10 protein-coding genes are annotated in these 12,930 nt (G+C 64.4%); 3 read left to right on the top strand and 7 right to left on the bottom strand.

Going from position 1 to position 12,930, the window contains the following annotated elements; translation table 11 throughout:
- Position 1 precedes the first annotated feature (1 nt).
- Together CK220_RS02400 and CK220_RS02395 are read left to right on the top strand one after the other, a co-directional pair.
- Positions 2-310, top strand: a complete 309-nt coding sequence (locus tag CK220_RS02400; protein WP_095809998.1) for a DUF1244 domain-containing protein — start codon at positions 2-4, stop codon at positions 308-310.
- A 394-nt stretch (positions 311-704) separates the two neighbouring features.
- A complete protein-coding gene (locus CK220_RS02395; protein ID WP_095809997.1) occupies positions 705-1,886 on the top strand; it encodes an MFS transporter in 1,182 nt (393 codons plus the stop codon).
- Here CK220_RS02395 and CK220_RS02390 read toward each other — a convergent pair.
- Entirely contained in the window at positions 1,844-2,758 is a 915-nt protein-coding gene (locus CK220_RS02390; protein WP_095809996.1) for a LysR family transcriptional regulator, read from the bottom strand. The genes CK220_RS02395 and CK220_RS02390 overlap by 43 nt on opposite strands.
- A 96-nt stretch (positions 2,759-2,854) precedes the next feature.
- Here CK220_RS02390 and CK220_RS02385 point away from each other — a divergent pair, with 96 nt between their 5' ends.
- Positions 2,855-3,811, top strand: a complete 957-nt coding sequence (locus tag CK220_RS02385) for an SDR family oxidoreductase (protein WP_095809995.1) — start codon at positions 2,855-2,857, stop codon at positions 3,809-3,811.
- A gap of 64 nt (positions 3,812-3,875) precedes the next feature.
- Here CK220_RS02385 and CK220_RS02380 read toward each other — a convergent pair whose 3' ends face one another.
- The 6 genes from CK220_RS02380 to CK220_RS02355 form a co-directional block, all read right to left on the bottom strand.
- Positions 3,876-4,034: a DUF3309 family protein gene (locus tag CK220_RS02380; protein WP_040991775.1), complete on the bottom strand. Its 159-nt coding sequence runs from the start codon at positions 4,032-4,034 to the stop codon at positions 3,876-3,878.
- 98 nt (positions 4,035-4,132) lie between these two features.
- Complete coding sequence (locus tag CK220_RS02375) at positions 4,133-7,309, bottom strand: efflux RND transporter permease subunit (RefSeq protein WP_095809994.1); 3,177 nt, start codon at positions 7,307-7,309, stop codon at positions 4,133-4,135.
- Positions 7,310-7,383: 74 nt separating this feature from the next.
- Positions 7,384-8,556, bottom strand: coding sequence for an efflux RND transporter periplasmic adaptor subunit (locus CK220_RS02370; RefSeq protein WP_095810266.1), 1,173 nt, complete (start codon positions 8,554-8,556; stop codon positions 7,384-7,386).
- 355 nt (positions 8,557-8,911) lie between these two features.
- Positions 8,912-10,333, bottom strand: a complete 1,422-nt coding sequence (locus tag CK220_RS02365) for a coniferyl aldehyde dehydrogenase (protein ID WP_095809993.1) — start codon at positions 10,331-10,333, stop codon at positions 8,912-8,914.
- Between the two features lie 118 nt (positions 10,334-10,451).
- Entirely contained in the window at positions 10,452-11,579 is a 1,128-nt protein-coding gene (locus CK220_RS02360; protein WP_095809992.1) for a patatin-like phospholipase family protein, read from the bottom strand.
- Between the two features lie 199 nt (positions 11,580-11,778).
- Positions 11,779-12,864, bottom strand: coding sequence for a citrate synthase/methylcitrate synthase (locus CK220_RS02355; protein ID WP_095809991.1), 1,086 nt, complete (start codon positions 12,862-12,864; stop codon positions 11,779-11,781).
- Positions 12,865-12,930: the final 66 nt, after the last annotated feature.

The raw sequence follows: 12,930 nt of genomic DNA, 5'->3' as shown, positions 1-12,930 counted from the left end.
AATGACCGAACTCAGCGAAGAACTGAAACGCGATTTCGAGGCCGCCGCCTTCCGCCGGCTGGTCGAGCATCTGCGCGCACGCGGCGACGTCCAGAATATCGACCTGATGAACCTGGCCGGCTTCTGCCGCAACTGCCTCTCGAACTGGTATCGCGAGGCGGCCGAGGCCGACGGCATTGCGCTGTCCAAGGACGAATCGCGCGAGATCATCTACGGCATGCCCTACGCCGAATGGCAGGCGCTCAACCAGACCGAGGCGTCCGAGGCCAAGAAGGCCGAGTTCGAGGCCAGGCGGCCGAAGGATCACTAGTGATGCCCATCGCCTTCGATGCTTCGTCATTCTAGGGCGAAGCAAGGAGCGAAGCGACGCGCGCAGACCCTAGAATCCATGCCGTAACGGCTGCCGAAGAATGCCGCGGTGCAGAAAAGAGGGCGTGTACCCTGGCGCTCTGGTGCTAGGTCTGCACCGCTGCGACGCATCGAAGTCACGGAATGGATCCTCGGGTCTGCGCCGCGTCGCTTCGCTCCTTGCTCCGCCCGTGGATGACGAAAGGAGGGGTGTCTCGGCCAATCTCCCAAGTCGGCCCATGCCTCGGAGGTCTGCTTCGCAGCCTTGGTCCAAACATTGCTTTTCGGCGGTTCTTGACTGCTGATTGAATCGATCTAATTTGCCCCGCAAAGCCACCTGGCAAAACGGACAGACATTGAGCACACAAACCACAAGGCAAGCCGCGACGCGCGGCCGCTGGGCCGTTGCCGGCATTTTCCTGGCCAATGGCTTTCTCACCGGCAGCTGGGCGCCGCAGATCCCGGTGTTTCTGACCCGACTGGACATCTCGAAATTCACGCTCGGTCTGCTGATCCTGTTGTTCGGTGTCGGCGCGGTGATGGCGATGACCTGGTGCGGCCATCTCATTTCCAGGCACGGCTCCCGCCCCGTGCTGCGCTGGTTCGGCATCTGCGGCAGTTTCGGCCTGCTGGTCGTGGCACTTGCGCCCAACGTGCCGCTCGCGGCCATCGCCATGCTCGCCTTCGGCGGCTCGATCGGCGGCATGGATGTTGCCATGAATTCCAACGCGGTGATTGTCGAACGACGGCTCTCCCGCGCCATCATGTCGTCCTCGCATGGCTTCTGGAGCCTTGGCGGCTTCGCCGGCGGCGCGCTTGGTGGGTATTCCATTCAGAACTACGGCTATCTCGCGCATGCGATTGCGGTGACGGCGCTCGCCTTCGCCGTCATTGCCCTTGCTGTTCGCTATCTCGTCGCCGACGACAGACCGCAGGCCGCCGGGCATCAGAGATTCAGGTTGCCGCGGCATACAATCGTCTATCTGGTCGGGTTGATGGCGCTGCTCACCATGGTCTCAGAGGGCGCCGTGCTCGACTGGGCGGCACTCTACCTCCACCAGGAGCTCGGCGCCGACCTTGCGATTGCCGGCCTCGCCTATGCTGCCTTCTCCGGCGTCATGGCTCTGATGCGTTTCCTGGGCGACGGCGTGCGCGACCGCTTCGGCGCGGTGGCGACGCTGCGCGGCTCGGCGCTTGTCGCTGCCGCCGGCATGTTCGTGGCCGGCCTGTCCCCCTCGCCCTGGCTTGCCATTGCCGCCTTCGCCTTCTGCGGATTCGGCATCGCCAATATGGTGCCGATCCTGTTTTCGGCCGGCGGCAACCAGGAAGGCATGTCTTCCGGCACCGGGATGAGCGTCGTCACCACCATGGGCTATTCTGGAATTCTGGTGGCGCCGTCGGCGATCGGCTTCGTCGCCGAGCATTCGAGCTTCGGCCCGATCTTCATCGCGCTTTCCGGCCTGCTCGTCGTCGTGCTGTTGATGGCGAGCCTGGCTCACCGTGCCGAATTCGCCGCCGAGCCTGCGCCGGCGGAGTAGCGCTTCAGCTCTTCATGCAGGAAATCCGCCACGCGGCGGATGCGCATGCTGGTGCGCACGTCGCGGTGCATTGCAAGCCACACCGGTAGCACGGGCAAGGGAACCTCCGGCAACAGCTTCTCCAGTCGAGGATCGCGGCTGGCGAGCGGCTCCTGGCCGATGCCGATGCCATTGCCTGCCCGCACCGCTTCCCACAGCACGATCTGGTTGTCGGTCCTGAAGCGGAAGTTGCTGCGGCTGACCGGGATGCCAAACGCAGTGAAGCCGCGAATGATCTCATCGCTGCGGTCGAATCCGACCAAAGGATGGTCGGCAAGATCGCTCGGCTTCTCCGGGCGTCCATGCCGGTCGAGATAGGATTTCGCAGCACATATGCAGAGCGCAATATCGGTGACCTTGCGCGCCACCAGTTCGTTCTGCGCCGGCCTGACCATGCGGATTGCGATGTCGGCGTCGCGCCGCAGCAGGTTCTCGACCTGGTTGGAAGCGACGATCTCGACCTCGATGCCCGGCTCTTCCTCGCCAAGGCGCGCCGTCATCTGCGGCAGCACGCAGGCCGCAACCACCTCCGAGGCAGCGATGCGCACCGTGCCCTCGATCGCCTCGACCGAGCCCAGCGCCAGCAATGAGAACGCATTGGCTTGCTCGCTGACTGCCTTTCCGCGCCCGTAGAGTGAGCTGCCTGCCTCCGTCAGTTCGTAGCCGCGCCGCCCGCGCCGGAACAGCGTGACGCCGAGCACCTGCTCCAGCTCGGCGATGTGGCGGCCGAGCGTCGGCTGGCTTGATGCGAGCTTGCGTGCAGCGGCCGAAAGGCTGCCGGCCTCGGCCACCGCGACGAAGCTCTTGATCAGGTTCCAGTCGAATTCATTCATTCGATTTTGAATAACAGGTTGCCGATCTCAGTCAATTTCCATTCGGTTGTGAAGGCGTCAGGTTAGCTGCGCAAACGCAAGCAACGGAGACGAACAATGATCAAGATCGCAATTCTGGGCGCCAATGGCCGGCTCGGACGCGCGGTTGCCAAGGCGTTCATCGACGCTGGATTCGACGTCCGCGCCGTCACCCGCACCGGCAAGGTGCCGGCCGAGCTCAAGGGCGCTATTGCCGTCTCTGGCGACGCTCTGGATCGCCCGTCGCTGATCCGCGCCACGCAAGGAGTCGACATCATCTTCAATGGCCTGAACCCGATCTACACCGACTGGGGCAAATGCCTGCCGATGGCCGAGAACGTCATGGCAGCCTGCCGGGCGAACGGCGCGCTGCATCTGTTCCCGGGCACCGTCTACAATTACGGCTCGCCGATGCCGCAGGTGATCACCGAGGATACCCCGTTCCATCCGACGACCGAGAAGGGCCGCATCCGCTGCGCCATGGAAGAACTGTTCCGCCGCGAGGCTGATGCCGGCCGCGTGCGCACCCTTCTGCTTAGGGCTGGCGACTTCTTCGGCGGCACCGGCAGCGGCGGCTGGTTCGACCTCGTCGTCGCCGCCAAGATGGAAAAAGGGGTCTACACCGCCGCCGGCCCGGCCGACCTCGTGCACGAATGGGCCTATCTACCGGACTTTGCGGTGGCTTTTGTCGGACTGGCGCGCAATCTTGACAGGCTCGGCTTTTATGAGGCCATCAACTTCCCCGGCCACGCCGTCACCGATCTCGACATCAAGGTCGCCGCCGAAAAGGCGCTCGGCCGCAAGCTGAAGCTCACCTTCATGCCCTGGTGGGTGTTGCGCGCCGGCAGCCCGTTCGTGGCCATGTGGCGCGAGATCGCGTCGATGTCCTACCTGCGCTTCGAGGCGCACCGGCTGGTCTCGGCGCGGCTGGAAAAGGTCATCGGCGAAATCCCGCACACCCCGCTCGACCAGGCAGTGGCGGAAGCCATGCAGGCCATCGGCATAGCCGTCGCGCCGACGCGTCAGGCCGCCTGAGCAAACGAACAACTTCAAGATGAAACGGCCGGACCCCAGGGCCCGGCCGTAAATCGTCGTCGGTTCAGATCCTGCCCATCAAAAGCAGGATCAGCAACACTACCAGAATGACTCCCACAATCCCCGAAGGCCCATAGCCCCAGGACCGCGAGTGCGGCCATGCCGGCACGGCGCCGATCAGGATCAGGATCAGGATTATTACGAGAATTGTACCGATCGTCATGAAAACCCTCGCCGTCTGGTTGAACTTCGAGGGAACAATGCAAAAAGCCGCCTGGTAGTTCCCGAGCGGCTTTTATGTGCCTGACTTGCGAACTCGCTCTATTCGGCGGCTTTCGGGAAGGCGATCGCCGGCTCAGCATTGGCCTCCGCCGCCGGCTCGCCTGTCGAGAACTCGCCCTTGCCGCGGCGGAACAGGCGGCTGAACCAGCCGCGCCGGGCGCCCGGCTTCACTTTGGCACGGGTGAATACCATCAGCATCGAGGGCGTCACCACCAGCGTCAGCAAGGTAGCGAAGGACAGGCCGAAGACGATCGCCGAGGACAGCGAAATCCACCATTGGGTCGACGGCGCGTTGATCGTCGTCTCGTGATGGAAGATTTCGAGACCTAGGCCGAAGGCGATCGGCAGCACGCCGAGGATTGCCGACACCGCGGTCAGCACCACAGGGCGCGCGCGCTCGCGGCAGGTCTGCAGCACGGCATCCATCTTGTCCCAGCCTTCCTCGCGCAGCCGGTCATAGGTGTCGATGAGCACGATATTGTTGTTCACCACCACGCCGGCAAGCGCAATGACGCCGATGCCCGACATGACGATGCCGAAGGCCTCGCCTGTCAAGAGCAGCCCGAGGAACACGCCGATCGTCGCCATAATCACGCAGGATAGAACAAGCCACACGCTGGTGAACTTGTTGAACTGCGCGAGCAGCACCAGGAAAATCAGGAAGATTGCCGCGCCGAAGGCCTTGCCGAGGAAGGCGCTGGCTTCCGCGCTGTCCTCGTTGGAGCCCGCGAGCTTCCAGCGTATGCCGCTGCCGAGATCCATGTCGGCGACGGCCTTGGTGACTTCCGCCTGCACCGCCGCCACCTGCGCCCCGGCGCTGACATTGGCTTGCACCACCACGGTGCGCGCGCCGTCGATGCGGTTGAGGATGCCGACCGTCGGCTCGGGCTTCCTCACCACGAAGTTCGAGATCGGCACCGAGCCTTGCGAGGTCTGCACCCTGAGCTCGTCGAGCGTCGAGAGCGTGCGCCGGTCTTCCGGCAGACGCAGGCGAATGTCGACGGCGTCGTCAGCGCCGGCCGGCCGGTACTCCGACAGCTTGAGGCCGTTCGTCACCAGCTGCACCACCGTGCCCACCGAGGTCGGGCTGATGCCGTATTGCGCCGCCTTGGCGCGATCGACCTCAAGCGCCCAGTCGACGCCGGGCGGCGGCAGGCCGTCGGAAACATCGATCACGTTGGGGATCTTGGCGATGCGCGCGGCGACGGCGCGCGCCTTGTCGTCGAGCCCGGCCGGGTCGGCGGCCGAAAGCCTGATCTGGATCGGCTTGCCGGTCGGCGGGCCGGCCTCCGGCACACGCACTTCGACATCAACGCCGGGAATGCCGGCCATGACGCCACGCAGATCATCGAGGATCTGGTTGGCGGACCTGCGCTCGCGCCAATCGACGAATTCGTACTGGATCACCCCGACCACGTCTTCCGGGATGTCCTGGCCGCCGCCTTGCGTCTTGCCGACGCGCGTATAGACCGATTTCACGCCCGGCCATCCGAGCAGGCGGCTTTCCGCCGCCTTGGTTGCGGCGTCCATTTCGGCCAGCGAAAGGTTGCCGCGTGCATGCACATAGAGCAGGCCGTAGTCCGGCTCGACGCTGGGGAAGAACTCGACGCCGGCACCGTATTTCGAATAGGCGAAGCCGACGCCGACCAGCAGACCGACGGTGAGCAGGATGACCGTGATCGGGAAGCGCACCGCCTGCTTGACCAGCGCCATATACCAGCCGTCCCGATCGCTCTCCTCGTGATGCGCCGGCGCCTTGGCGAAGATGGCGCCGAGCGTCGGCGCGAAGACCAGCGCATAGAGCATCGAGGCCGACAGCGTCACGATCAGCGTGATCGGCATGTACTTCATGAAGTCGCCGATGATGCCGGGCCAGAAGAGCAGCGGCGAGAAGGCGGCGATGCGCGTCATCGTCGCCGCGATCACAGGGCCGGCCATGCGCTTGGCGGCGAGCGCGAAGGCATCGGCCTTCGGCATGCCCTCGCTCATGCGCCGTTCGGCGAATTCGGTGACGATGATGGCGTCGTCGACCAGCATGCCGACCGCCAGGATGAGGCTGAACAGCACGATCATGTTGATCGTGTAGCCCATCATCGCAAGCAAAAGGATGCCGATCAGGAAGGACGACGGAATGGCGAGACCGATGAGCAGCGAGGCGCGTCCCGACAGCGCGTAGAGGATGACGATGAACACCAGGATCACCGCGATCATCACATGGTTCTGAAGGTCGCCGAGCAGCTGGTTGACGAAGACCGACTTGTCCTGCGTGTAGGTGACGTGCATGCCTTCCGGCATCGTCTTGATGAAGGCGTCGGACACTTCCCTGACATGGTTCAGCGTGTCGATCAGGTTGGCGCCGATGCGCTTCTTCACCTCGATGGCGATCGCCGGCTTGCCGTCGAGGCGGGTCACCGTCTCGGCGTCCTTGAAGGTGGAGCGGATGGTGGCGACGTCCTTGGCCTGCACCACGGCATTGGGCGTGGCGACGACCGGCAGATTGGCAACATCCTCCGGCGTCTCGATGAGCGACGGCACCTTGACCGCGTACTTGCCCTCGGAGCCTTCGAGATTGCCGGCCGCGACCAGGCTGTTGGAGGCGCCGACGCCCTGGATCACCTGATCGAGCTGCAGTCCGTAGGAAGAGAGCTTCACCGGGTCGATAACGACCTCGACCAGATCGTCTCGTGCGCCCTGCAGCGAACCTTCGAGCACGCCTGGCACCTCCTCGATGCGGTCGCGCAGCTCGCGCGCCGCCGCCGTCAGCACGCGCTCCGGCACGTCGCCGGAAAGCGTGACGACGAGAACGGGGAATTCGGAAACGTTGACTTCGGTGACGGTCGGCTCTTCCGCCGCCTGCGGCAGGTCGGCCTTGGCGTCCTGCACCTTGCTGCGGGTGTCCTGCAGCGCGGTGGCCAGGTTGGTCTGCGGCTGGAACTCGACCAGCACGTAGCCGCCGCCCTGGAAGGCAGCCGAGCGCATCTCCTTGAGCCCCTTCAGGCTCTTGAGCTTGCTTTCCATAGGCCTGAGCAGCAGCCGTTCTGAGTCCTCCGGCGAGATGCCCTGGTAGATCAGGCTGACATACATCATCGGAATCGGAACGTCCGGCTCCGCTTCCTTCGGCGTCGACTGATAGGCGACCCAGCCCGCGACGAGCAGGAACATCAGCGCCGATATCGTGAGGCGGGCGTTGTGAATGGCGAGTCTGACGATGTCCATGACTTATGCCTGCTGTTTCCCTGGAAGCCGCGACATTGGCCAGCGGCGCCGGTCGAGCCGGCGCGGCGGCCGCGCTATTGCGTGCCCGCGGAGGCTTCGCTGATCAGCTTGTTGATGGTCGCCTGGTCGGCCTCGACCGGCTTCACCAGATCGCCTTCCTTAACCAGCTCCTGGCCGGCGACGATGATGCGCGCGTCCTGCGGAATGCCGCCGAGCACCAGTCCCTTCGGCGTGTCGTCGACGAGGTCGATCGGGAAGAACGCCACCTTGTCGTCCTTGCCGACAGCGCGGATGCCGAGGTCGCCCTTGTCGCCCAGCGTCACCACCGAGCGCGGCAGCATGACCGCATCGGTCGGCTGGGCGCTGAGCGTGATCTCGGCCGTCATGCCGGCGGGGATGGAGCCGTCCGCATTGGGGATTGCCACCTCGACACGGAAGGTGCGGGTCTGCGCCGAGGCATCGCGACTGATGTAGCGCACCGTGCCGGTGACCTTCTGGTCGTTGACAAGGCGCACAGAGGCCTGGTCGCCGATCTTGATGTAGCGCAGGTCGCGCTCGCTGATCTCGCCGCGCGCGATCACCGGGTCGAGCTTGAGGATGGTGGCCACTTCGCCGCCCTGCATCACCGAGCTGCCGAGCTCGACCGGCACGCGGTCGATGACGCCGTCGAAAGGCGCCTTCACTTCGTTGCGGTCGAGTTCGGCCTGCGCCGTCTCCAGCATGGACTGCGCCGCCGTCAGGTTCGAGCGGGCGGTGTCGAGCTGCAGCTTGGGCAGGTTGCCGGTCTTGGCCAGCCGCTCGGCTGCGTCGAGTTCGGCCTTGCGCTGCGCCAGCAATTGCCTGGCATTGTCAACATTCGAGAGCTTCTCCTCGGCGGCCAGCATCAGCACCAGGTCGCCGGTCTTGACGCGATCGCCCTGCTTGACCGGCAGCTTGTCGATGACCCCGGCGACGCGGACAGCAAGCACCGCGCGCTTGTCGGCTTCGGTCAGGCCCGAGATCCGTATCGCCCGCGCGAAGGTTTTGCGCGGCGGCGTCACCACGGCGACGGTGCGCAATGCTGCCTTCGGCTCGGCCTGCGCCTTCTTCGGCTTTTCGGCGCCGGACTGCGCGGCTTTGCCTGCTTCTCCTGTCTTCTGGTGATCGGCGGCGCTGCCCACGGACGAGAACTCGCCCGTTGCCATCCAGGCAGCGAATCCGATGAGCACAGCAATGGCTGCAAGCTTGTGAAACCTGATTTTCGGCATCGTCATTTTTCCGTTGCAGGCTTGGCGAGGTCGGCGTTTTCGCGCGCGGCCGATATGGGGGCGCGCAAAGCCATCTTCAATTTGCCGTGATCGGCGAAGCGCGCTTCTACCGCAAAGCGGTGGCGCAAAATAGTCAGAAACTTTGATGGATTATTGCGCCGCCGCGCCTGGAGCGCTGGTTTTCCGCCTTTTCTACATGCTCGACTGCCTGGCTTTTCTCAATCGGGGCGGTTTTCGGCCGATCGGACACTCAATGGCAGCAGGCGTCAGTATGATGAAGAATTTTTTTGCGAAATGACCTGTTGCATTGGCACGAGACAATCAGAGGACGCGCCCACTCCGAAAAAAAATCCGATCAGGTGATCAGGTTCAGCAAGCGGAACAGCCACTCGAACGTCCTGCCATAGGGTGGCCTGAGCAGGACACCGGCACTCAGCCTGGACTGGACGAAGATCGGCTTTTCCTTGCTGAAAGTCCGGAAACCCCATTCGCCGTGATAGGCGCCCATGCCGCTCTCGCCGACCCCGCCGAATGGCTGCCGTTCCTGCACCAGATGCATCATGCAGTCGTTGACCGTGACGCCGCCGGCGACGGTTTCCCGCTTCATCCTTTGGCGAATGGCGCCGTCCTTGCCGAACCAATAGAAGGCGAGCGGACGCTCGCCGCGGTTCACGTGATCGATCGCCTCATCGACCGTGCCGTATTCGATGATCGGCAGAACCGGCCCGAAGATTTCCTCGCGCATCAGCCGCAAACTCTCGCCGGCGTTCCTGACCAGGACAGGCGCCATCTTGCGGTCGCTTACGCCAAGCTTTTCGTTCGCCGGATTGACCTCGGTGACATCGGCGCCGCTTTCGCGTGCCTCGGCGATCATGTCGCTCAGCCGCCGATGGTGCCGGTCGCTGACGATCGCCGTGTAGTCGCGATTGTCGCCCAGCCTCGGATAGAGCCGCGCCATCGCGGCGGCAAGTTTTGCGGCGATCGCCGCGCCTTGCCCTTGCGGGACCATCAGATAGTCGGGTGCGATGCAGGTCTGGCCCGCATTCAAGAGCTTGCCGTAAGCGACGCTCGCGACCGCAGCGTCGAGATCGCAGGATGCATCGAAGATCGCCGGCGACTTGCCGCCAAGCTCGAGCGTCACCGGCGTCAGATTGGCGGCCGCGGCTAGCGCCACCTGCCGGCCGACCGCGGTGGAGCCGGTGAACAAGAGATGATCGAAAGGCATTGACACGAATGTCTTGCCGACCTCGGCATCGCCGACCACAACGCTCATCTCGTCGGAGGAAAAATGCTCTTCGACCAACCGGGCAAGCAGGTCCGAAAAGTTCGGCGTCAGTTCGGACGGCTTGAGCAGCACCCGGTTGCCGGCGGCTAGAGCGGCAGTTGCCGGCGCGATGGCAAGCTGGAACGGATAGTTCCAGGGCGAGACGATGCCGATGACGCCGAGCGGCTGCGGCAGAAGGCGGTTGCGCCCCGGCAGGAACGGCAGGCTGGTGGCGACGCGGCGCTCGCGCATCCAGCCGCGCAGATGCCGGATGGCGTGCTTGATGCCAGCGCGGACGACGAACAGTTCCGCAAGCCGCGTTTCCTGCGCCGCCCGTCCAGTGAAATCGCTGTCGATCGCCGTGCAGATCTCGACTTCATGCTTTTCGGTCAGCGCCAGCAGCCGCTTCAGCCGATCCTTGCGCACTGCGAGGCCAGGAAAGGGTTCCTTCTCGAAGGCCCTGCACTGCGCTTCAAACTTGACCCCGAGAGAGTTCCGTCTGGTCTGCAGCATTTGCTACCTCCCGTTTACGTCGAGGTAAACTACTCGCGCGACGGAGGTGAATCCAGCATATCGCCGCTTCCGCAAGGGAAACTTCAGCGCTTGCTGAAACGTGCGGAGGGTTGGGCATCTACGCTCGCCGGCGTGCTGACTCTGGCTTGATGCGCGCGGCGAGGAATTCCTTCACCCGCCGGCCCGGCGCCGGACCGCGCATCGGCTTGAAGCCGTCGTCGAGCTCGCCCGACAGGTCGAGCGTCGCTCGGCTGCCGACCGCGTCGTAGTTCTCCTCCAGCCAGTCGCTGGCCGCACTGCGGCCAAGGTCCCGCAGATAGGCGAGGAAGGCCCATTCGGCGTTGACCTTGGACGAGGCCGACAGATCCTTGAAGGCCTCGTCGGCATCGATCCTATGCATCCGGATGTCGCGGTATTCGCCATGCGGCAGGCGTCCCGCCGCGATCAGTTCCTTGACGAAGGCGATCGAGCGGAATTCGCGCAGCAGCCCGGCATTGAAGGTGATCTCGTCGATGCGGTTCTGGATCTCGTTGGCGCTCTTTGGCGTGCCTTCGCGCACCACCGGGTTGATCTGCACGAGCAGCACATCCTCGGTCGCCGCAGTCTTGAAGAAGGGATAGAGCGCCGGGTTGCCGCCATAGCCGCCATCCCAATAGGGCACGCCCTTGATCTCGACGGCGCGGAACAATTGCGGCAGGCAGGCCGACGCCATCACCGTATCGAGGTCGATCTCGCCATCCGAGAAGACGCGCAGCTGCCCGGTCTCGACATTGGTCGCCGAGATGAAAAGCTCCATCGACTTGCAGGCGTGCACGTTGCCGAAGTCGATCTCCTTCTCGACCACGTCGCGCAGCGGGTTGAGGCCGAGCGGATTGGCGACGTAAGGCGAGAATACCCGCGACATGGTGTCGAAGAAGAAATAGCCGGGGGTGTTCTCGATCGACCAGTTCCCCCAGACGACGTCCCACGGCATGCGTTGAACCGGGCTGAAGCGGCCCTTCGAGGCGACGGCACGCCAGAAATCGTCGAGCTTCTTGCGCGCGCCCTCGACGCCGCCGCGCACGAAGCCGTCGGCCAGCGCTACCGCGTTCATCGCGCCGGCGCTGGTGCCGGACACGGCAGCGATCTCGAGCCGCCCGTCTTCGAGCAGGCGATCGAGCACCCCCCAGGAGAAGGCGCCGTGCGAACCGCCGCCCTGGAGCGCGATGTTGATCTTCTTGTTCTCCGCCTTGCCGTTCTTCGCCATGGCGTTCCTTGTCTCGATGTGCCGGCCTGCCCCTCTGTCATTGGAGCGGGACCGCTGCCGTCAGCCTATGTTGCGGTGCAGCATATAAGGACGGACCAAGGCAAGAACACGAGCATACAAGCGTGATCGGTTAAAATTTTCATGAGAAAACTTCCCGCTCGCCGGGAGCGGAGAATCGCATCTAGGCCTGCTCGCGGCGTCAGGCGACGAGATCGGGCACCGGCCCGACATAGCGCGACTGCGGCCGGATCAGGCGTCCGGTCGCCTGCTGCTCGCGCGCATGCGCAATCCAGCCGGCGACGCGACCGGCAGCAAAGACGTTGGAGAACGCTTCCTTCGGGAAGCCCGCAGCTTCGAGCAGGAGCGCGGTATAGAATTCGACATTGGTCTCGATCGAGCGTTGCGGCTTGGCGACCTTGAGCACCTCGAGTGCCGCCTGTTCCACCGTCTCGGCGTAGGCCAGCCGGCTGCCGGTCTTATAACGTGTGCCCAGCCGCCGCACGACGGCTTTCAGCACGTCGGCGCGCGGGTCGCGCACACGGTAGATGCGATGGCCGAAGCCCATGATGCGCTCGCCGCGCGCGATCTCGTTTCGCAGCCAGGCGGCGGCGTCGCCGCTCGCCTCGATCGCGTCGAGCATCTCGATCACCGGTCCCGGCGCGCCGCCATGCAGCGGGCCTTTGAGCGCGCCGAGCCCGGCCAGGATCGCCGAGGTCAAGCCCGCCTGCGTCGAGGCCACCACCCGCGTTGCGAAGGTCGAGGCATTGAGCCCATGGTCGCAAACCGTCACCAGATACGTATCGAGCGCCTTGGCAAGCGCCGGCGACGCCGTGCCGGAGAGCATTCGCAGCATGTCGTTCGCATGATCGGCGCGTGCGTCCGGAGGAACAGGCTTCTCGCCGCGTCCGAGCCGCAGCAGGGCTGGCGTTAGCACCGCCGGCGCCACGATCAGCCGGAGCGAGTCGGCAAGTGAGTCGCCGTCGGGCAGAAGGGCGATGCCGGCGCGCATACCGCTGTAGATTTCGAGCGCTGGAAGTTCAGCGAGCATCGGCTGCAGCCGTTCGAAAACCTCGACACGCGCGCTGCCGATCGCCTTCTCCAATTCGCCGTCGCCGGGAAGCTCATCGAAGAACCCGTCGAACAAGAGGCGGACCACCTGGCCGTAGCGCCAGTGCCCGGCGAGTTCCGTCAACGAATGGCCTCGGATGGTGAGATGGCCGCCCGCGCCGTCGACATCGGAAAGCACCGTCTCCGCCGCCACAACATCATCGAGCCCGTTTGCCATGACCGTCTCCTTGACCCTTTGTGCACTGCAATTAATGCTCTACATTCAATGCATCAATCTTGATCA

Origin of the sequence: Mesorhizobium sp. WSM3860, from assembly GCF_002294995.1 — a bacterium.
In the GTDB taxonomy this organism is placed as follows: domain Bacteria; phylum Pseudomonadota; class Alphaproteobacteria; order Rhizobiales; family Rhizobiaceae; genus Mesorhizobium.
This window is presented reverse-complemented; position numbering and strand designations above follow the sequence as displayed.